Origin of the sequence: Martinezella hainanensis (genome assembly GCF_900094555.1) — a bacterium.
Classification (GTDB): Bacteria; Pseudomonadota; Alphaproteobacteria; order Rhizobiales; family Rhizobiaceae; genus Rhizobium; species Rhizobium hainanense.
On sequence record NZ_FMAC01000001.1, the window covers coordinates 204,944 to 223,638 of the forward strand.

Genomic DNA, 18,695 nt, shown 5'->3' on the forward strand with positions numbered 1-18,695 from the left:
ACCGGTGGGAAGCGACAGCAACCTGGGGAGAGAGACTGATGTCCGAGCCTTTAATCGTCCGTCGCGAGACCCATGTCCCGGCGCCGCCTGCAGCCATATTCGCATTGCTCACCGATCCGGAGAAAATCCTGCGCTGGATGGGCACGGAAGCCCAGACGGAGCTGCAGCCCGGCGGCATCTATCTCGTCAATGTTACCGGAGCCCGCTTCGCGCGTGGCTCGTTTCGCGAAGTCGTGCCGGTCCATCGCCTCGCCTACAGCTTCGGCTGGGACGGCAGCGAGGAAGTGCCTCCCGGATCAAGCCTGGTGGAAATCGATCTGATAGAGCAGTCGGACGGGACGCTGGTGCGCCTCACCCACACCGGCCTGCCGACCGTTGAACAATGTGAAGCGCACGCAAAGGGTTGGGCGCATTATCTCGACCGTATGGCCGCAGTGGCCGCCGGACGCGATCCCGGCCCCGACTCCATGCGCGGTCACGACGGCAGAAGCTGACGACGTTTAAGCGCAGCGCCATCGAGTTCTATGCCTTGGCGCGCAAGCCATGTCACGAGCCAGAGGCAACAACTTCGCCTTCGATATCGTGACGATCCAACGCTGGCCGCAAGGTCGCATCGGCACGGATGACAGGCTGCAACCGCCATGGCATGATCGCGGCATGGATCTACCCGCCCCCCTTGCCTGGCTGATTGACGAGGCCGGCACCTCGCCCAGCCCCGAACGCTTCCTGGCCGATCTGGGCGGACAACTATTGGCCGCCGACATCCCGCTGGCCGGCAGCGCGCTGACGCTTGCAGCGCCGCATCCGATCATAACCCAACATACATGGCTCTGGCGCGCCGAAACCGGCGCGGTGACCGAAGCCCTCGGCTTCGCCGGCACGGCGCTCGGCCAGGCCGGCCGCGATTGGCTCGGCGATCTCGGCCCGACCTGCGAGGAAACGATCGGGATTGCGCCCGGCAATTCCGCTCTTGCCTGGGCCGGTACTCGGCCCTTCACCTCCGCCGAGACGGATAGCCTGCGCGAGATCACCCGCTTTGCCGCCGCCCCCTTGGCGGGCTTGGCCGCCCGCGCCACCCTATCGACCCTGCTTGAAGCCTATCTCGGCCGCAGAAGCGCTGCCCGCGTGCAGGCCGGCGCGCTCAGCCGCAATAGCGGCGAGACCATCCGCGCAGCCCTGCTCTGCGCCGACCTCCGGGATTTCACCGCCCTTTCCGAAGTGACGGAACCGACCGTCATGATCGCCGCGCTTGATGCCTGGTTCGACCGCGTTGCCGGCGCCGTGCATGCTTTCGGCGGCGAAGTGCTGAAATTCATGGGCGATGGCGTGCTGGCGATCTTCCCGGTGACCGGGACAGCGAAGGAAGCATGCGAGGCAGCCTTGCGCGCCGCCACCGCCATCCGCGCCGGCATGGCGCATCTCGACGCGTCTCGCGCAAACCAGGGCCTGCCGCCGCTCCCTTTCGGAGCCGCCCTGCATTTCGGCGACATGCTCTGGGGCAATATCGGCGCCGCCGACCGGCTGGACTTCACCGCCATCGGCCCCGCCGTCAATCTCGTCAGCCGGCTGGAGGGCCTCTGCAAGCCGCTCGGACACAATATTCTGATTTCAGGCTCGGTCGCAGCTGAGACGACGATGCCGCTGCTAGCGTTGGACAGCTATGGGCTGCGAGGGATTGCGGAGCCTTGCGCGGTGTTTACGCTGGCGGAGACCTAGAACCGCAAACGTCTTGAAGCCGCCAACGCATCATCAATCTTGCGGCATATTGAGATGAAGATTGGCTCTAACGGCGGCCTGAAAATGCGAAGCCCCGCCGGTCAGCCAAAACTCCTCCGTGGTCGTATCAAGAAACGCTGCAAAAAGCTCGCACGCCTCTTGGCGACGAACGCCTCCAACGATTTCCACCGGTCTCGAAAGATGCCTGGGAGGAGAATTTTCCAATCTGACATGAGCGCATCCGCCATATGCATCCGGCATGGCGAAGACGAGACGCATGATCGGCAGATGAAGCATGGTGCCGAAACACATGATGCAAGGCTCGAGCGTTGTGTAGAGCGTGATGCCGTCATCTCGAGAGAATGTATAATTGCCTTTGAATACCTGATGAAACAGATTTATTTCCGCATGGTTCAGATGATTTGAAACCATGGTCTTGTGCGAGCGCCCCAGAATCCGATCCCCGGCTGACAGAATCGCCCCCACGGGAAATATACCTTGTTTCAAGGCAGCCGCTGCCTCGGCCAATGCCAGGCCCATCATATAGTCATCGTTCGATTGAGCCATGAGGCCTCCACAGCACCTGGTATCAAAAGTTGCGGATTCGCAAGGTACTGGCTTTTGCTACAACCGTACGACAGATTCTCACAATTCGGATCCGCCTCAAACCCGCCGCGATAGGCAGCAAGCTTATTATATACGTCCGTAATCGTAGAATTATCGATCAACCGAACCCGAAGCTTTCCCAACCCCTTGAAATTCCCACCCAATCCTACCCGTTTCCCACCCTGCCCTAATATTGCCCCTTGCCTTTTTCCACAAACCCTGTCACCCATACACATGCTCGGGCATTTGCATGCCGGTGACTGGACTGATTTGGTGATCCGCTGGCGGCAGGCAGTGGTTGGGTCTTTAGACCCGCGCAGACGTTCTTTCCCCGTACGTGAACTTCTCGACTGGCTTTCGCATGTTGCGGAAGCAAAGCCGTCCGGGTTCATCCGGATAAACTAAGACTGATGGGTAAAGGACTATCCCCCATGGCCACCAAGGGCACCGTAAAATTCTTCAACCAGGACAAGGGTTTTGGTTTCATCACTCCTGACGGCGGCGCAAAGGACGTTTTCGTCCACATCTCCGCTCTTCAGGCTTCCGGCATCCAGTCGCTGCGCGAAGGCCAGCAGGTTACCTTCGACACCGAGCCGGATCGCATGGGCAAGGGCCCGAAGGCTGTCAACATCCAGGCTGCCTAAGCCTCTGGTGACTGCCTGATCAAGGTTTCGAACGGCGCGGTGAAAACCGCGCCGTTTTTCGTTTGTGAGGATGGCACCCTCGTCCTGAATCAAGCTTGTCTATGCCCCTCGCCGCAAGTCCGTTGTCTGCCCCGAACCATCCTAACATTCCGTCATCCTCGAGCTTGACCCGAAGATCCAGGCACGAGCCTCGCTGCCTCCTCTGGTGAAAAGGGATGCGCTCCAAAGCAAGACCAGCACCCTCGTCGATTTAGACGCACCAATGTGCTTGGACATGGATCCTCGGGGCAAGCCCGAGGCTGACGGATGTGAGGTGATCTTTCGACACCAAACTGCTCCTTAACTTCCAGCCGATCAGCCCTCTCCGTGAGGTGGGAGCGAAAGCTACCTCGAATGACAAAGGAAGTGGGAATCAGTATTCCCTCAAGCGCTCGCCCGTTCGCGCTCTCCGGCAAAATCCACTGCGGCGAAAGCAGCCGCAATCACTTCAGGCCCCGCGCCCGGCTTGTTAGCGTCGGTGGAGAGGATCTGGCGATAACGGCGCGAACCCGACAGGCCGGTAAAGAGACCGACCATATGGCGCGCCACATGCTGCAGGCGCCCGCCATTGGCTATATGGCGCTCCACATAAGCCATCATCCGATCGCGCAGCCCGTCCCAATCGGCCTCAACGGCAGGCTCGCCATGGAAGCGATGATCGACATCCGAGAGGATCGCGGCATTCTGATAGGCGGCGCGGCCAAGCATGACGCCGTCGACATGGGTCAGATGTCCCTCGGCCTGATCCAGCGTCTGGATGCCGCCATTGATACCGATGAAGACGTCCGGCCAACGCTGCTTCATGCGATAGACGATATCGTAGTCGAGCGGCGGTATTTCGCGATTTTCCTTCGGCGACAGGCCTTTCAGCCAGGCCTTGCGCGCATGCACCCAGATCGCATCGGCACCGGCGTCGAGTACCCGCGTCATCAACTCGGGGAGCGCCTCTTCCGGCTCCTGTTCGTCGACACCAATCCGGCATTTCACAGTAACGGGTGCCTTCGAAATTGCCTTCATCGCGGCAACACAGGATGCGACCGTCTCCGGCGTCAGCATCAGGCACGCACCGAAGGTGCCGGACTGCACGCGGTCGGACGGGCAGCCGACATTGAGGTTGATCTCGTCGTAATTATAGGCTTCCGCAATTCGCACAGCTTCGGCGAGTTTGGCCGGATCGGAGCCGCCAAGCTGCAGCGCAACGGGATGCTCGGCGACATCATGCCCCAGCAGCCGGTCGCGCGGCCCGTGGATGATCGCATCCGCCACCACCATCTCGGTATAGAGCAACGCATGCCGGCTGATCTGCCGATGCAGGTACCTGCAATGGCGATCCGTCCAGTCGATCATGGGGGCAACCGCAAAGATTTTGCGGCCAGTTTTCAGCGCGTCGCTATACATGGGAAACCTTTCTGCCCGCCCTCTACACCAAATCCCTCAAAAACGCCAGTTTTCGTGGCTGTAACAATAATGCTAGCTTGCTGAACGGAGTCGGACGGCAGTAGCCCTCTGAAAAAGATGAGAGTTTCGAAAGCCCCTATGAACGCCCCACTGACCACAGTCATTCCGCCACCCGCCCCCGTCCTTCTGCCGATCGAGGGTGAGACCGAGCTTTTCCCCGTGCGTCGCGTCTACTGCGTCGGCCGCAACTATGCCGACCATGCCATCGAGATGGGGCATGACCCGAGCCGCGAGCCGCCTTTCTTCTTCCAGAAGAATCCGGACAATTTGCTTGTGTCGAGCGATTTCCCCTATCCCGCTCTGTCGTCGGACGTGCATCACGAGGTGGAGCTTGTCGTGGCGTTGCGCAGCGGCGGCACGAACATCCCGGTCGAACAGGCGCTGGATTGCGTCTATGGTTATGGCGTTGGCATCGATTTCACCCGCCGCGACCTGCAGGGCGAGGCCAAGAAGCTCGGCCGCCCCTGGGAAATCGGCAAGGCCTTCGATCATTCGGCGCCCGTCTCCGCACTCGCACCGGCCACCCGCGTCGGCCATCCCGACAAGGGCGGCATCTGGCTGATGCGCAATGGCGAGGCTGCCCAAAGAGGCGATCTCTCGCAGATGATCTGGAAGGTGCCGGAAGTCATTGCCGAGCTCTCCAAGCTCTTCACCCTCGCGCCGGGTGATATCATCATGACCGGCACACCGGCCGGCGTCGGCCCCGTTGCACGCGGTGACCGGATCAGCTGCGCCGTCGACGGCGTCGCCAATCTTGTCCTGAACGTCGTCTGATCGAGGAGGATCGACCATGCCGCTCTACGCCCTTGCCGGCCTGACGCCGAAAACGCCTGGTCCGGACCGGTACTGGATCGCACCGGATGCAAGCGTGATCGGCAAGGTCGAGATCGGCGAGGATGTCGGCATCTGGTTCGGCTCGGTCCTGCGCGGCGACAACGAGCTGATCAAAATAGGCAAGGCCACGAATATCCAGGAGGGCACGATGGTCCACACCGACCCGGCCTTCCCGGTCACGATAGGCGAAGGCTGCACCATCGGGCATCACGCGATCATCCATGGCTGCACGATTGGTAACAACTCCCTGATCGGCATGGGCGCAACCATTCTGAACGGCGCGAAGATCGGCAATAATTGTCTGGTCGGCGCCAATGCGCTCGTCACCGAAGGCAAGGAATTCCCGGATGGCTCCCTGATCGTCGGCGCACCGGCAAGAGCAATCCGGATGCTGGACGACACGGCAATCGAGGGTCTGCGCCGCTCCGCTCAGCATTACGTCGCCAATTGGCAGCGCTTCGCTCGCGATCTTAAGAGATTAGATTAGAAAATTCTTACAAGTAACTGGCAAAGCGTCCGATGGACCTCCACCCGGAGTTCAAGCCGCGCAATTAGCACAATGGCCGCGAATTTCGATGGTCGACTTCTCAGCCTTGAACTTCTGCGACTTCAGCCAGTCCATCAACCGGTGATCCACTTCGTGATCGTGGAACTCGATCACCTGGCCGCAGCTTTCGCAGATGGCGAAGGCGACCAGACCGTGGCTGTGGCAATCCTCATGCGGATGCGCGCAGGCGACGAAGGAGTTGATACTCTCAAGCCGATGCACCACGCCATATTCCAGCAGCTTGTCCAGCGCGCGATAGACCTGCAGCGGCGCGCGAAAACCCTGATCGCGCAGCTTGTCCAGGATAGTATAGGCGCTAAGCGGCGCTTCCGCCTTGGTCAGGACATCGAAAACGAGGGACTGGTTCTTGGTGAGCATCGGAGTGGTCATGATGACTGTCCTCTCTGTTGCGCCGCTGGCGTGCCGGCCCTGCGAACGAGGGGCAGCAGACTGATGATAAACAGGACGAGCGCCGCGACGACGATGGAAGGTCCGGACGGCGTATCATAGCGCAGCGATCCGAAAAGCCCGCCAACAACAGCGATGGCGCCGAGCAACGACGCGAAAATCGCCATTGTCTCCGGTGTCGCGGCAAAGCGGCGCGCGGTGGCCGCGGGAATGATCAACAGCGCGGTGATAAGGAGAATGCCGACGATCTTCATGGCGATCGCGATCACGACGGCCATCAGCAGCATGAAGAACAGCCTTGCGCGCTCCGGCCGCAGTCCCTCGGCCTCTGCAAGCTCCGGATTGACCGTCGAAGCCAAAAGCGGCCGCCAGAGCCAGGCAATCGCCGCCAGCACGAGAATGCCGCCGCCCCATATCACCGCTATGTCGGACTGGCTGACAGCCAGAATGTCGCCGAAGAGGAAGGCGATGAGATCGATCCGCACCCAGCTCATGAAGGCGACGATGACGAGGCCAATCGCCAGCGTGGCATGAGAGAGAATGCCGAGCAGCGCATCCGCCGACAGCGCCTGCCGCCGCTGCAGGAAGAGCAGTAGAATCGAGACCAGCGCCGCGACCGCAAAGACCGAGAGCGTCAGATTGAGCTGAAACAACAGCGACAGCGCCACACCGAGCAGCGCCGAATGCGAGATCGTATCGCCGAAATAGGCCATGCGCCGCCAGATGATGAAGCAGCCAAGCGGCCCGGTTGTCAGTGCCAGCCCGACGCCGGCAACGACCGCGCGCAGGAAGAAATCGTCAAACATGGCGCTCTCCCTCGGCATGGTCATGGCCGTGATGGTGATCATCGTGATCGTGGTGATGTTCGTCATGCTCATGATGGTGGTGGCCATCATCGGCGTGGCAATGGTCCGTGATCGAGCCGTCCTCGTGCTGCACGCGGCCGTCAGGCAGATGCGTATGGTCGTGATGGTGGCTGTAGATGGCCAGGGACTGCGCCGCCCGCGTGCCGAACAGCTTCACATATTCGGGGCTCTGGCTGACAGTTTGCGGCGTGCCGCGGCAGCAGACATGGCCGTTCATGCAAACCACCGTATCCGTCGCCGCCATGACAACGTGCAAATCATGCGAAATCAACAGGATACCGCAGCCCTCTGTATTCCGGATCGACTTGATGAGATCGTAAAGCGCGATCTCGCCGTTGAAATCCACGCCCTGTACAGGTTCATCGAGAACGAGCAGGTCAGGCTTGCGGGCAATGGCGCGTGCAAGCAGCGCCCGCTGGAATTCTCCACCTGAAAGGTGCTGCACCTCTGCTTTCGCGAGATGGGCAATGCCAACCGATTCCAAAGCGCCGATCAGCTCGCGTTCGGGCAAAGGTCCCGTCAACGTCATCAGACGCTGAACGCTGAGCGGCAAGGTCCAATCGATGGCAAGCTTTTGCGGCACGTAGCCAACCTTCAGGCCAGCTATCCGCTCGACGCGCCCCTCGTCCGGTTTCATGACGCCGATCGCCGTCTTGGCGCTGGTCGATTTGCCGGAGCCGTTCGGGCCGATCAGGGTGACGATCTCACCGCGGTTCACGGAAAAATCGACACCGCGCACCAGCCAGCGGCCGCCGCGGCGGACGCCGACATCATGGAGCGACACGAGCGGCCGGCTCTTGCTGTCGATGGAAGAAAGCATGAAATTTCCAATTGCACTATTGCGCCATGCTATCGCACACGTTATAGCATAACGCAATTGATGTAATAACATAACAGACCCATTCAAGGGCATTTATCGCATGAACGCAGCAAAAGCTTTCCTTCCCCTCGCCGCCTCCCTTCTCCTTTCAGGTCTGCTTGTGAGTACGGCTGCCACCGCAGCCGATGCTCCGCGCGTCGTCGTCTCCATCAAGCCGATCCATTCGCTGGTCGCCGCGATCATGCAAGGGGTCGGTACGCCGGATCTGATTGTCGATGGCGCCGCCTCGCCGCACACTTACGCGTTCAAGCCGTCGAATGCCCGAAGCCTGCAAGAGGCACAGCTGGTCTTCTGGGTCGGGCCTGGCATGGAAGCCTTCCTGCAAAAGCCGCTCGCCTCTCTTGGTGCCAACGCCACCGTCGTCGAGCTTGATGACGCACCGGGAATAACGAAACTCAAATTCCGCGAAGGCGGCGCCTTCGAACCACATGATGACGGCGACGAGCATGAAGGCAATGACGATCACGCGCATGGCCACGACCATGATCATGGCGAATTCGACACTCATCTCTGGCTCGATCCACACAATGCCAAGGCGATGGTTGCCGAAATCACCACGTCGCTGGTCGCCGCCGATCCGGCCAATGCGCTCACCTATGAAGCAAACCAGAAAGCGCTGAACGACAAGCTCGACGCCCTGGATACGGAAATCGCCGCCACGGTTGCTCCGGTAAAGGACAAGCCCTTCATCGTCTTCCACGATGCTTACCAGTATTTCGAGCGTCGCTATGGCGTGCGCGTCTCCGGCTCCATTACCGTCAGCCCTGAAACGATTCCTGGCGCACAGCGCGTGGCCGAAATCCACAGCAAGGTCGCCGATCTCGGCGCCACCTGCGTTTTCGCCGAACCGCAATTCGAGCCGAAACTGGTCAATGTCGTGCTGGAAGGGACCTCCGCGAAATCGGGCGTCCTCGATCCGGAAGCGGCAACGCTGCCGCAAGGACCCGATCTCTATTTCGACCTGATGCGCGGCATTGCAAGCTCGTTGAAAACCTGCCTTTCAGCGCAAGGCTGAACATTTCCGAAGGAAGCGAGCCCGCGCTCGCTTTTTTCATCACAACAAATGTAATGATATTACATTACAATGAGGTTACCATGAACAAGAAGCTCCCGGTCACCGTCCTCTCGGGTTTCCTCGGCGCCGGCAAGACGACGCTGCTCAATCATATCCTCAACAACCGCCAGGGCCTGCGCGTTGCCGTGATCGTCAACGATATGAGCGAAGTGAATATCGATGCGGCACTGGTGCGTGATGGCGGCGCCAATCTCTCTCGCACGGAGGAACAGCTCGTCGAAATGACCAATGGCTGCATCTGTTGCACGCTGCGCGACGATCTCCTGAGGGAGGTCCGTCAACTCGCCGAGCAGGATCGCTTCGACTACCTGCTGATTGAATCCACAGGCATTGCCGAACCTCTGCCCGTCGCCACCACCTTCGAGTTTCGCGATGAGGATGGTCGTAGCCTTTCCGATGTTTCCCGGCTCGACACCATGGTCACAGTTGTCGACGCAGCAAATCTTTTGGCCGATTATGGATCGACGGATTTCCTTGCTGACCGCGGCGAGACCGCCGGCGAGGGCGACAACAGGACCATCGTTGATCTGCTGGTCGAGCAGATCGAATTTGCCGATGTCGTCATTTTGAACAAGGTCGGTTCGGCTACGGCTGAACAACGAGACGCCGCCCGCAAGATCATTGTCGGCCTCAATCCCGATGCGCGCCTGATAGAAGCCGATTTCGGCGCGGTGAAGCCAACCGAGGTTCTCGGCACTGGTCGCTTCGACATCGATCGCGCCGAAAGCCATCCGCTCTGGTACAAGGAGCTGTACGGCTTCAAGGATCATATTCCCGAAACGGAAGAATATGGCATTCGCTCCTTCGTCTATCGCGCGAAAAAACCCTTTGATCCTCTTCGATTCCAGAGCTTTCTCAATCGCTCCTGGCCAGGTGTCGTGCGAGCCAAAGGCTTCTTCTGGCTTGCCACGCGGCCCTATCATGTCGGCGAAATGAGCCAGGCTGGTGCGCTCGTCCGCACAAGCAAAATGGGCCTCTGGTGGGCAGCCGTTCCTCAAGATCAATGGCCGCGCGATCCGGGCTTCAAGCGGGCACTGGCGCCCTACCTCGATCCGATATGGGGGGACCGCCGCCAGGAGCTCGTGTTCATCGGTGCCGATCCGATGAGCGAGCAGCAAATCACGGAGGAGCTGAACGCCTGCCTGGTCGAGGCAAACGGCTTCACACCTGAGCGCTGGCGGAACCTGCCCGATCCATTCGCCAGTTGGAACAGACCGACAGCATGAAGAAGCCGAAGGTAATCAGATTTCGCTGCCATTGCTTCGAATGCAGCGGCGACAACGACCAGGCGAACGATAGATCGCGGTCCGACACGGTCGAAACGGATCGAGACATCACAAAATCAGGCGAAGACAACCCTCGCCTGATACCGGACGTGATTGGGAAACTGTTATTTGGGGCCTGAACGCTAAGTTCAGGCCACCAGCATGCCTGCGGGAACGGCGATGATCTCATGCATGACGAGCAAGACGCCGATCACTTCCGCCTTGGCGCGCAGCGGCGTCATGGTGCAGTGAAATACCTTGCCGGGCTCGATCTGGCGATAGGACGGATAAAGACACTCCACCTTCTCCCCGGTAAAGCAGGCATCGAGCTTCGCCTTCAGACTGCTTTCGAAATCTTCCGCACCGACGAATTCAGAGATGTGACGTCCCACGAGTTCCATCGGCTTCGACTTCAGAAACTCCGAATTGGCGGCGTTACTATAGAGGTAGCGATAGTCCCGCGTCACGACAGCGACACGATCCGGCAGGCTGTCCAGAATGACATCGTTCAGCACGCTGCTTTCTTCAAAGCCGAACGCGTCGTTCCGATCGATTTTCTCGCTTGAAAACGCCCTAAGAACTTCGCCTGCTGCCTCACTTGCACCGCCGAAATAGCGATCGATCAGCACCGAAAGCGATGCAGAATTGCGCATGACGCGCGAACGATCATCCGATTCTTCTCGGATGAGATTGTTCATGAACTGGAGCTGCATGTAAATTTCAAGCAGACTCGTGGCTTTGTAGGCCAGTATAGCTGCGATAAGTGGCTCCAATTCGCGATCCAGTGACGCTACAAGCTCATCGTCGCCAAGTTTTATCGCACGCTGAATCTGATTACATTTCGTGGAGAAGGCATGAAAGAGTGCCAGCAAAATTGCCCTCCTGTCCCTAAGCACAACAGGACGCAGGGGCCTCGTTTCCCGGCGTAGCCATGCCCAAGGATATTCAGCTTGGTGTCCGCTTTCTCACCAAACTTTCTGTATTGTGAATTAACATGACTTACCCCCACTTTCAATCCAGATGAGCGGAAGTTCTCGGGAAAGGAGAACTTTCTGAAATACAAGGCTTACTGGGCGTAATGACTGCATGAAGACCGGATGCAAATATACATGCAGAACTGTCGGTAACGCGCCGAAATGGATGCCTAGAAAACGCTCTTCTTGATATTCCAGCGGTCATGATACCAGAGCCACTGTTCAGGGTTTTCCCGCACCCAGCTTTCCACCTTGTCGTTCAGCATCTGCGCCGTCGCAGTCAGATCGAGACCGCCGGCTTCATTGCGCGGCATTTCGAGCTTCGGCTCGATCTCCAGCCGGTAGCGATTATCGGGCAGACGGACGCAGCGGGCCGGATAAACCTCGCAATTGAACTGACGCACGAGCTTCGGCAGCAGCGGGTTCGTCTTTACATCGCGGCCGAAGAACAAGGTCTTCAAACCCTTGCGAAATTTCTGGTCCACCAGCACGCCGACACCGCGACCCGCCTCGAGCTCGCGTGCAAGGCTGAAGGACGAGCCGGCATGGGAAGGTACGAGATTGCCCATGCGCTTGGCACGAAAGTCGAAAACCTTCTGGGCGACATAGGGATTGTTCGGCGGGCGAAAGAGCACCGTCACCTTCAGGCCGAAGGCGGCGCCTGCAACCGGCAGCAGCTCGAAATTGCCGGTGTGGCCAGTAAAGACGATGAAGGGCCGCGGATTGTCCCTGAGGTCGAGGAAGATCGGAATGCCCGAAACTTCGATGCGGCCCGGTTTGTCGCTATGGGGATCGAAGTCGAAAAGCCGGTCGAGAAAGACGTATTCCGCCGCTAGCCGGCCCATATTGCCCCAGCTTGCGCGCGCAATTTCCTCGATCTCCGCCTCGCTCTTTTCCGGAAAGGCGTTTCGCAGATTGGTCAGCATCAATTGATGCCGACGCATGCGCGGGCCGATCTTGCGGGTCAGCCAATCGGCGAAATTGATGCCCGCATCCGCCGGAAACAGCTTCAGGAAATTCAGGAATCCGAAAATGACCTGCGCCACCAGCCACTGCTGGAAATTTCTGAGCGCAAGGACGATCCGGGTGATGAAGAGCTTCACGCGGCTCAATCCATCTTCAGGATGATCTTGCCGAATATCTGGCGCGATTCCATCCGCTCCAGTGCCCGATCGATATCATTGAAGCCGACTTCAGTATCGATCACCGGGTGAACGAGCCCGCGTGCCATCTTCTGCATGGCATTGGCCATATTCTCCATACGGCAACCGAAGGAACCGAGCAGCTTCAGCTGCTGCTGGAACAGCATCATCAGATTGATCTCGGTCGAGACACCCGAGGTCGAGCCGCAAGTGACAAGACGACCGCCACGCTTCATGCAGAGCATGGAGCCCGCCCAGGTATCCTTGCCAACATGCTCGAAGACCACGTCGACACCCTTCTTCTTCGTCAACTTGCGCACGACGCCCTCGAAGCGGTCGGTGCGGTAGTTGATGACGTGATCGGCGCCCAATGCCTTCGCCTTCTCGATCTTGTCGTCGGAACCGACCGTGGTGATAACAGTGCAGCCGATCTTCTTGGCGAGCTGGATGGCAGCCGTGCCGATGCCGGAGCCGCCGGCATGGACGAGGATCGTTTCGCCGGGCTCGAGCTTGGCATTGTCGAAGAGCATGTGCTCGACCGTGCCAAAGGTGACGGGAGCGAGAGCTGCACCGATCGCATCGACGCCGGGAGGGGCCGGAACGAGCAGGCGAGCCGGAAGATTGACCTTCTCCTGCGCAAAGCCATCGAGATGGAAGCCGTGCACGCCGCTGACGTGTTCGCAGAGATTGTCACGACCTTCGCGGCAATGGCGGCAAAGGCCGCAGGTCTGTGCGCCATAGATAGATACGAGCTGTCCCGGTAGGACATTGGCGACACCCGGCCCGATCGCCTCGACCACGCCCGCAGCCTCCGCGCCGATGACCAGCGGCATCTTGCGCTTGGCAAATGCCATGCCGCGCCAGCCCCAGACATCGATATGGTTGAGAGCGACGGCCTTGACGCGCAGCGTCACCTCACCGGCACCTGGCGCCTCCGGCTCCGGCAGATCGGTGATCTCAAGTTTGCGGTCGTCGATCAGTTGCAAAGCACGCATAGCAAAGTCCCTCGCCTCTCGGGCGCAGTTGTATCCTGTTTTTCAGAAGTCCGCTTAAGCCGGTTCAAGCGCCATGACAAGGCTGGCGTTCTGCCCGCCGAACCCGAAAGAGTTCGAAAGAACGGCATTCACCTGCTTTTCACGCTTCTTGTTCGGCACCACGTCGAGGATGATCGACGGATCCGGATTGTTGTAGTTGATGGTCGGCGGCAGCGTGCCGGTCAGCATCGTCTGCAGCGAGAACACCGCCTCCACAGCACCCGCAGCCGTCAGCGTATGGCCGATCATCGACTTGTTAGACGAAACCGGAATTGTCGGAAGCCGTTCGCCGAAGACGGCGGACATCGCGCCATATTCCATCTTGTCGTTCTCCGGCGTCGAGGTGCCGTGAGCGTTGATATAGCCGATATCGGTCTCGGCCATGCCAGCATCGGCAAGCGCTGCACGGATCGTCGCGATCGCCGGACCGCCATCGGGCGAAGAGCGGGTGCGATGGAAGGAATCGGCCTTGTCGCCGGCGCCCTTCATGATGCCGAGGATCTTGGCGCCACGAGCGATAGCGGCCTCCAGTGATTCCAGCACCAGCGTCGCCGCGCCTTCGGCAATGACGAAACCGTCGCGGTCCTTGCTGAACGGCTTGGAAGCCTTGGTCGGCGGATCGTTCTGCGTCGACAGAGCCGACAACAGTGAGAAGCGGATCAGTGCTTCGGCGCTCAACGAGCCGTCGGTCGCAACCGTCAGAGCCCGTGTCGTCCGACCCTGGCGGATCGCCTCGATGCCGAGCTGGATCGCGGTCACGCCCGATGCACAGGCCGTCGACAGCGTCACCGGCAGGCCACGCGTGCCGAACCGGTCAGCGAGACGCTCGGAAATGGCGCCGAAAAGAGCGGCTTCGTGGAAAGTGGGATCCGGGCGCTGGCGCATGGCGGCAAGGAAGCGCTCATAGGCATCGCCGTCATGATCGGCCGGAGGAGAGCGGTCGGCCAACTCGAAGCGGGCGCTCCATTCGGGTTCGATCGGTGGCGCAGCCAGGAAGAGCGGCGCGTCGAAATCGCCGGAAATGCCGGCCTGAGCCAAAGCTTCGATGGTTGTTTCGCGGGCGAAGGCGTAGGAGCGCTCGACAGCGTTCGGAACGGGAATATCGATGAAATCCACTGTGCCGGCAATACGCGTCGAAAGCCCGTCCGTCGGGAAGCGTGTGATGCCGTGAATGCCCGACGTGCCCGAAGACAGCGCATTCCAGTTATCCTGCAGGCCCTGCCCCAGCGACGTGATGATCCCCATGCCGGTGACGGCAACGATCGGACGTCCGAGATGATCCTTGTAAGCGGTCATATCCTGTTCCTCACGCTTCAGCTGATAGTACGGCGATGCCTTCACCGCGCACATGGCCGACGGTCGTGACTACGGCCTTGCGGGCACCCGTCGGCATCGACTTTTCATGTGCGGCATCGAAAGGCGGCACCTTGGCCTGATTGGCCACAGCAAGTGCCGCGAAGGCGAGCCCGAGCGGGAATTGGCTTTCCAGCCCGTGGCCGGAAACGCCGGAATAGGCACGAATGGCCGAGCCCGGAAGCTGGGCTTCGAGCACAGCCCTTTCGCGCTGAGCAAGATCGGGGATTGCCGTCGTGCCGGAAAAGATGATGGTCGCATCGCCGGACGCTTGCTTGGCAGGCGCGAGCATGCGCTCCAGCCGCGCTTCGAACTTGCCCCCGTCACGCTTGCCGCGATCGCCCTCGACCGCGTCGATGGTTGCGTAGATATGCGCGCCGCGACCTTCGGCGTGGGCACGCGATTCAAGAACGAGGAAGGCGCTCACAGAACCCATGATCATGCCGCCGCCGTCTTCCGGCTTGCGCGACCAGATGGGATGCCAATCGCCGATCGCATGCGCGTTGATCGATTCGATCAGCAGGATCATGTCGAGGCGCTCGGCGGAAAATGCTCCGCCCACCAGGGCATGGCTCGATTCGCCTGACTTGATGCGATGAAAAGCGGTCTCGACAGCGGAAATGCCGGAGGCTTCCTCACCCATGAAGGTGCGGGACGAGCCCGTAACCTTGTGGACGATGGAGATATTGCCTGCAAGCAGGTTGGAAAGCTGCGCCAGGAACAGCGTCGGCCGCAGTTCGGTCGTCAGCTTCTCGTTCAAGAGCAGCTCGCGGTCGTTCCGCTTCAGTCCTTCGTTGACGATCAGTGTGTCGACATTGGTGTCGCGTTCGCCGCCGCCGGCCGCAACGATCATGTCCATGGTACCGCAGGCTTCCAGATCATCCTTGAAGCCTGCGTCGTCGAGCGCGAGCCCGGCAGTGAAAACGCCGATGCGCTGCCAGTTTTCCATCTGGCGCTGATCGCCGCGCTTCGGGATCTGCTGCGACCAGTCGATCTCTGGCAGAGGATGCACGGGATAGGGCTTGAATTTCTCGGTTTCGACGATGGTCGGCGGCGCCTTGTCCGCCTTCAGCAGCGCGACATGCGCGTCCTTGCCAACGCCTTGGCAGGTAACAATGCCGATACCCGTGATGACCACATCATTCTGAGCCTTGCTCATTCATCAATCCTCTTCCAATGCGGCGCCGATCAAGCCGGCATCGTCAACCGTTGGCGGCGATCGCGTCGAGAAGCCCGACCTCGCCTGCCCGCTTACGCACGATATCGCCGAGCGGCACCTCATTAAACGGCATGGTGCGCAGCTTCAACTGCGCATCGCAAACCTTCTTTCCGGCGATGGTGATGCGCGCCTTGGTCACTGCAAAGCCCGAACCCTCGTGTTCCAGATCGGCCTCGATATCGAGTTCGGCTTCCGGCTCCACGAAGGTCCGCATCTTGGCGCCGTCGACCGACATCAGGAACGGCATATAGGCGAATTTTGTCGCCGCAAGCACGAGCATGCCCGAGGCCTGCGCCATCGTTTCGATAAGGAGAACGCCGGGAACGAGCGGCATCCCTGGGAAGTGGCCCTCGAAGACCGGGCTTTTCGCCGGAACGACGGAACGAGCCTTCAACTGGCCCTTGGACAGATCGACGGATTCGATCCTGTCGATCATCTGGAAATATTCCAGCAGCATCAACGCCTCCGATCCAACCCGGCAAGCCAGGATGCTGCGGGCGGGATACGCTATTTAAGAATGAAACCGCCCGGCCGCCATATTCAAGGGCGGCTGGGCGTCAAAAAAATGCAAGGATGTCGCTCAGCCCTTGGCGGCGCGCAACTCATCGATCTTGGCACAGAGATTCTTCAGCACGAAGTACTCTTCGGTCGAGACCTTGCCTTCGTTGACTTCCTGCGTCCACTGCTCGAGCGGGATCTTGATGCCGAATTCCTTGTCGATCGCGAAAACGATATCCAGGAAGTCCAGGCTGTCGATGCCAAGGTCGTCGATCGTGTGGCTATCCGGGGTGATCGTGTCACGGTCGATTTCGCTGGTTTCAGCGATGATGTCGGCAACTTTGTCAAATGTAGCAGTCACTGCCCATACCTCTTGAAATAATAATTCAATCCCCCTCATAGGGAAATCCATTCCAAAAGCCAATGGTTTCCACCTGAAGCCACGGCAATTTGGCGACGCACTGTTGCGCAAACAGCAAAATGACGGTCGCGTCACAATTGCGGAATTATGGCGACATGACCGTCAGATGCGGCAGCATTGCGGCCGAACCGCAAGGACAAAGCGTTATCCCTTCGCTAGAGATCACTCGCTGATGACGATGCGCGTATTGTGAAGCCCTGCATCCGCTGCCATCGCGAAGAAGGTGGCAGCATTGCGGGTATCAAGCCGCACGCAGCCATGCGACGCCGGCCTGCCGAGTTGTCTCACCTCGTAGGTGCCGTGAACGGCATAGCCGCCATTGAAGAACACGGCGTAAGGCATCGGCGCATCGTCATATTTCTTCGAACGATGATCCTTCGACAACCATTTGGCCGTGTAGGAGCCGGTCGGTGTCACATACCCTCTGCGCGCCGTCGACACTCGCCAGCGATACTTCAGAGCTCCATCCTCTGAAACGGTCATTGTTTGCGATCGAAGATCGACCACCGCAACAACAGTTCCGGCATGGGCCGAAATGGTGTGGAATTGCATGCATAGGCATGCTGTTACTGCCAACGCGATACGCTTCATCTTGCCCCTCCGACTGTTTGCTTCCTCTCGAAGCAATTCAGACGATGGGAGAGTCTATCGCTATGCTAATTATACCAAATTAATACATATAGTGAGCGATTGCTTAATTTGGGGTACTTACAGCAGCAGCAGGAATCCCAGGAAAGCGAGAAGTGTCAGCATCGAGCATGCGCAATAGAAGATCGAAATGCCGGCTTCGATATCGCTGACGGTCGCCGTATCGCGGCCGGCTCCGTTGATCATCGGCTCGCGCACCAGCTCGCCGCCATAGATTCGCGGGCCGGCGAGCTGGATGTCGAGCGCACCGGCCATAGCCGCTTCCGGCCTGCCGGAGTTGGGCGAGCGATGCAGCCCGCCATCACGGACGGCGATGCGGATGGCATTTCCAAGCGCGGAGATCCCCCGCTTGATCAGAGCACCGGCGGCGATCAGCAAGATGGACAGGCGCGCGGCCGGCCAGTTGGCGATGTCGTCGAGGCGCGCGGCAGCGCGGCCGAAATCGACATAGGTCTCGGATTTGTGCCCGATCATCGAATCGGCAGTGTTAAGCATTTTGTAGAAAAACAGGCCCGGCAGCCCGAAAACCCCGTACCACAGCGCCGGAGCGACAACGCCATCGGAAAAGTTCTCGGCCAGGCTTTCGATGGCGGCGCGGCAGATACCCGGCTCGTCCAAGGTCTCGGGATCGCGGCCGACGATGCGGGAAACGGCAAGACGCCCACCCTCGAGGCCATCGGAACGCAATGCCCGCGACACCTCGCCAACATGATCGGCAAGGCTCTTCTGCGCCATGAAAACCGCCACAAGCCCCGCCTCGACCAAGATGCCGAGCCAGCCGAAGAAGGCCAGAAAACCATGAATGGCCCAGCCGGCGATCACGGCTCCCATCAACAGTGCGACGATCGACATCAACCCATTGCGGCGGCGAAGCACGCCTGGCAGATGCTTGGCATTGAACCGTTGGTCGAAGGACGAAATCGCCTTGCCGAACAGCACGACCGGGTGCGGAACGCGGTGCCAAAGCCAGTCGGGATCGCCGACGATGCGGTCGAGCAGCAATGCAAGGACCAGAATGAGCAAATGTTCGTCGGCGGTCATGTCGAATAATCCTCTAGAGCATGATGC

The 18,695-nt window shown here is 59.7% G+C and carries 21 protein-coding genes; 7 read left to right on the forward strand and 14 right to left on the reverse strand.

Going from position 1 to position 18,695, the window contains the following annotated elements; translation table 11 throughout:
* The first annotated feature begins 38 nt into the window (after positions 1-38).
* Together GA0061100_RS00975 and GA0061100_RS00980 are read left to right on the forward strand one after the other, a co-directional pair.
* Positions 39-494, forward strand: coding sequence for an SRPBCC family protein (locus GA0061100_RS00975; RefSeq protein WP_075850759.1), 456 nt, complete (start codon positions 39-41; stop codon positions 492-494).
* A gap of 163 nt (positions 495-657) precedes the next feature.
* The gene (locus GA0061100_RS00980) at positions 658-1,716 is read left to right on the forward strand and encodes an adenylate/guanylate cyclase domain-containing protein (protein ID WP_075851830.1); all 1,059 of its coding nucleotides are present in this window, start codon (positions 658-660) and stop codon (positions 1,714-1,716) included.
* Between the two features lie 33 nt (positions 1,717-1,749).
* Here the strand turns inward: GA0061100_RS00980 and GA0061100_RS00985 are convergent, their stop codons facing one another.
* Positions 1,750-2,283, reverse strand: a complete 534-nt coding sequence (locus GA0061100_RS00985; RefSeq protein ID WP_075850760.1) for a nucleoside deaminase — start codon at positions 2,281-2,283, stop codon at positions 1,750-1,752.
* Positions 2,284-2,753: 470 nt separating this feature from the next.
* Between GA0061100_RS00985 and GA0061100_RS00990 the strand changes: the two genes are divergently transcribed.
* On the forward strand, positions 2,754-2,966 hold the full coding sequence (locus GA0061100_RS00990) for a cold-shock protein (RefSeq protein ID WP_069613123.1): 213 nt from the start codon (positions 2,754-2,756) through the stop codon (positions 2,964-2,966).
* A 423-nt stretch (positions 2,967-3,389) separates the two neighbouring features.
* On the opposite strand, the gene dusA is transcribed toward GA0061100_RS00990, so the two are convergent.
* A complete protein-coding gene (gene dusA / locus GA0061100_RS00995; RefSeq protein ID WP_075850761.1) occupies positions 3,390-4,403 on the reverse strand; it encodes a tRNA dihydrouridine(20/20a) synthase DusA in 1,014 nt (337 codons plus the stop codon).
* Between the two features lie 138 nt (positions 4,404-4,541).
* Here dusA and GA0061100_RS01000 point away from each other — a divergent pair, with 138 nt between their 5' ends.
* Together GA0061100_RS01000 and GA0061100_RS01005 are read left to right on the forward strand one after the other, a co-directional pair.
* Positions 4,542-5,237: a fumarylacetoacetate hydrolase family protein gene (locus GA0061100_RS01000; protein WP_075850762.1), complete on the forward strand. Its 696-nt coding sequence runs from the start codon at positions 4,542-4,544 to the stop codon at positions 5,235-5,237.
* Between the two features lie 16 nt (positions 5,238-5,253).
* Positions 5,254-5,784: a gamma carbonic anhydrase family protein gene (locus GA0061100_RS01005; protein ID WP_075850763.1), complete on the forward strand. Its 531-nt coding sequence runs from the start codon at positions 5,254-5,256 to the stop codon at positions 5,782-5,784.
* 51 nt (positions 5,785-5,835) lie between these two features.
* On the opposite strand, the gene GA0061100_RS01010 is transcribed toward GA0061100_RS01005, so the two are convergent.
* Genes GA0061100_RS01010 through GA0061100_RS01020 form a run of 3 tightly spaced genes read right to left on the reverse strand, consistent with a single transcriptional unit; the run spans position 5,836 to position 7,938 of the window.
* Positions 5,836-6,234, reverse strand: coding sequence for a Fur family transcriptional regulator (locus tag GA0061100_RS01010; protein WP_075850764.1), 399 nt, complete (start codon positions 6,232-6,234; stop codon positions 5,836-5,838).
* Positions 6,231-7,058, reverse strand: a complete 828-nt coding sequence (gene znuB, locus GA0061100_RS01015; protein WP_075850765.1) for a zinc ABC transporter permease subunit ZnuB — start codon at positions 7,056-7,058, stop codon at positions 6,231-6,233. Before znuB ends, GA0061100_RS01010 begins: the two co-directional genes overlap by 4 nt.
* Positions 7,051-7,938 (reverse strand): ATP-binding cassette domain-containing protein, encoded by an 888-nt coding sequence (locus tag GA0061100_RS01020; protein WP_075850766.1) that lies wholly within the window; start codon positions 7,936-7,938, stop codon positions 7,051-7,053. Before GA0061100_RS01020 ends, znuB begins: the two co-directional genes overlap by 8 nt.
* A 100-nt stretch (positions 7,939-8,038) precedes the next feature.
* On the opposite strand from GA0061100_RS01020, the gene znuA reads away from it, so the two are divergent.
* Together znuA and GA0061100_RS01030 are read left to right on the forward strand one after the other, a co-directional pair.
* Positions 8,039-9,013, forward strand: a complete 975-nt coding sequence (gene znuA / locus GA0061100_RS01025) for a zinc ABC transporter substrate-binding protein ZnuA (RefSeq protein ID WP_075850767.1) — start codon at positions 8,039-8,041, stop codon at positions 9,011-9,013.
* Positions 9,014-9,093: 80 nt separating this feature from the next.
* Positions 9,094-10,299, forward strand: a complete 1,206-nt coding sequence (locus GA0061100_RS01030; protein ID WP_075850768.1) for a GTP-binding protein — start codon at positions 9,094-9,096, stop codon at positions 10,297-10,299.
* Between the two features lie 188 nt (positions 10,300-10,487).
* On the opposite strand, the gene GA0061100_RS01040 is transcribed toward GA0061100_RS01030, so the two are convergent.
* The 9 genes from GA0061100_RS01040 to cbiB all read right to left on the reverse strand — a co-directional run bounded on the left by GA0061100_RS01040 (position 10,488) and on the right by cbiB (position 18,668).
* Complete coding sequence (locus GA0061100_RS01040) at positions 10,488-11,210, reverse strand: PAS domain-containing protein (RefSeq protein ID WP_075850770.1); 723 nt, start codon at positions 11,208-11,210, stop codon at positions 10,488-10,490.
* A gap of 272 nt (positions 11,211-11,482) precedes the next feature.
* Positions 11,483-12,415 (reverse strand): lipid A biosynthesis lauroyl acyltransferase, encoded by a 933-nt coding sequence (locus tag GA0061100_RS01045; protein ID WP_075851831.1) that lies wholly within the window; start codon positions 12,413-12,415, stop codon positions 11,483-11,485.
* 5 nt (positions 12,416-12,420) lie between these two features.
* The gene (locus GA0061100_RS01050) at positions 12,421-13,449 is read right to left on the reverse strand and encodes a zinc-binding dehydrogenase (RefSeq protein ID WP_075850771.1); all 1,029 of its coding nucleotides are present in this window, start codon (positions 13,447-13,449) and stop codon (positions 12,421-12,423) included.
* Positions 13,450-13,503: 54 nt separating this feature from the next.
* Positions 13,504-14,784, reverse strand: coding sequence for a beta-ketoacyl-ACP synthase (locus GA0061100_RS01055; protein ID WP_075850772.1), 1,281 nt, complete (start codon positions 14,782-14,784; stop codon positions 13,504-13,506).
* Between the two features lie 10 nt (positions 14,785-14,794).
* The gene (locus GA0061100_RS01060) at positions 14,795-16,000 is read right to left on the reverse strand and encodes a beta-ketoacyl-ACP synthase (RefSeq protein WP_075850773.1); all 1,206 of its coding nucleotides are present in this window, start codon (positions 15,998-16,000) and stop codon (positions 14,795-14,797) included.
* A gap of 43 nt (positions 16,001-16,043) precedes the next feature.
* Positions 16,044-16,517: a 3-hydroxyacyl-ACP dehydratase FabZ family protein gene (locus GA0061100_RS01065; RefSeq protein ID WP_075850774.1), complete on the reverse strand. Its 474-nt coding sequence runs from the start codon at positions 16,515-16,517 to the stop codon at positions 16,044-16,046.
* A 123-nt stretch (positions 16,518-16,640) separates the two neighbouring features.
* The gene (locus GA0061100_RS01070; RefSeq protein WP_069613139.1) at positions 16,641-16,919 is read right to left on the reverse strand and encodes an acyl carrier protein; all 279 of its coding nucleotides are present in this window, start codon (positions 16,917-16,919) and stop codon (positions 16,641-16,643) included.
* A 222-nt stretch (positions 16,920-17,141) separates the two neighbouring features.
* Positions 17,142-17,570, reverse strand: coding sequence for a L,D-transpeptidase (locus tag GA0061100_RS01075; RefSeq protein ID WP_075850775.1), 429 nt, complete (start codon positions 17,568-17,570; stop codon positions 17,142-17,144).
* Between the two features lie 117 nt (positions 17,571-17,687).
* A complete protein-coding gene (gene cbiB / locus GA0061100_RS01080; protein WP_075850776.1) occupies positions 17,688-18,668 on the reverse strand; it encodes an adenosylcobinamide-phosphate synthase CbiB in 981 nt (326 codons plus the stop codon).
* Between the last annotated feature and the right edge of the window lie 27 nt (positions 18,669-18,695).

Bases quoted from the DNA above. Each gene is read 5' to 3' on its own strand.
- GA0061100_RS01060 (WP_075850773.1), bottom strand. From the start codon at position 16,000: ATGAGCAAGGCTCAGAATGATGTGGTCATCACGGGTATCGGCATTGTT.
- GA0061100_RS01065 (WP_075850774.1), bottom strand. From the start codon at position 16,517: ATGCTGCTGGAATATTTCCAGATGATCGACAGGATCGAATCCGTCGAT.
- dusA (WP_075850761.1), bottom strand. From the start codon at position 4,403: ATGTATAGCGACGCGCTGAAAACTGGCCGCAAAATCTTTGCGGTTGCC.
- GA0061100_RS00990 (WP_069613123.1), top strand. From the start codon at position 2,754: ATGGCCACCAAGGGCACCGTAAAATTCTTCAACCAGGACAAGGGTTTT.
- GA0061100_RS01055 (WP_075850772.1), bottom strand. From the start codon at position 14,784: ATGACCGCTTACAAGGATCATCTCGGACGTCCGATCGTTGCCGTCACC.
- GA0061100_RS00980 (WP_075851830.1), top strand. From the start codon at position 658: ATGGATCTACCCGCCCCCCTTGCCTGGCTGATTGACGAGGCCGGCACC.
- GA0061100_RS00985 (WP_075850760.1), bottom strand. From the start codon at position 2,283: ATGGCTCAATCGAACGATGACTATATGATGGGCCTGGCATTGGCCGAG.
- GA0061100_RS00975 (WP_075850759.1), top strand. From the start codon at position 39: ATGTCCGAGCCTTTAATCGTCCGTCGCGAGACCCATGTCCCGGCGCCG.
- GA0061100_RS01000 (WP_075850762.1), top strand. From the start codon at position 4,542: ATGAACGCCCCACTGACCACAGTCATTCCGCCACCCGCCCCCGTCCTT.
- GA0061100_RS01010 (WP_075850764.1), bottom strand. From the start codon at position 6,234: ATGACCACTCCGATGCTCACCAAGAACCAGTCCCTCGTTTTCGATGTC.
- GA0061100_RS01030 (WP_075850768.1), top strand. From the start codon at position 9,094: ATGAACAAGAAGCTCCCGGTCACCGTCCTCTCGGGTTTCCTCGGCGCC.
- GA0061100_RS01005 (WP_075850763.1), top strand. From the start codon at position 5,254: ATGCCGCTCTACGCCCTTGCCGGCCTGACGCCGAAAACGCCTGGTCCG.
- cbiB (WP_075850776.1), bottom strand. From the start codon at position 18,668: ATGACCGCCGACGAACATTTGCTCATTCTGGTCCTTGCATTGCTGCTC.
- znuA (WP_075850767.1), top strand. From the start codon at position 8,039: ATGAACGCAGCAAAAGCTTTCCTTCCCCTCGCCGCCTCCCTTCTCCTT.
- znuB (WP_075850765.1), bottom strand. From the start codon at position 7,058: ATGTTTGACGATTTCTTCCTGCGCGCGGTCGTTGCCGGCGTCGGGCTG.
- GA0061100_RS01075 (WP_075850775.1), bottom strand. From the start codon at position 17,570: ATGAAGCGTATCGCGTTGGCAGTAACAGCATGCCTATGCATGCAATTC.
- GA0061100_RS01020 (WP_075850766.1), bottom strand. From the start codon at position 7,938: ATGCTTTCTTCCATCGACAGCAAGAGCCGGCCGCTCGTGTCGCTCCAT.
- GA0061100_RS01050 (WP_075850771.1), bottom strand. From the start codon at position 13,449: ATGCGTGCTTTGCAACTGATCGACGACCGCAAACTTGAGATCACCGAT.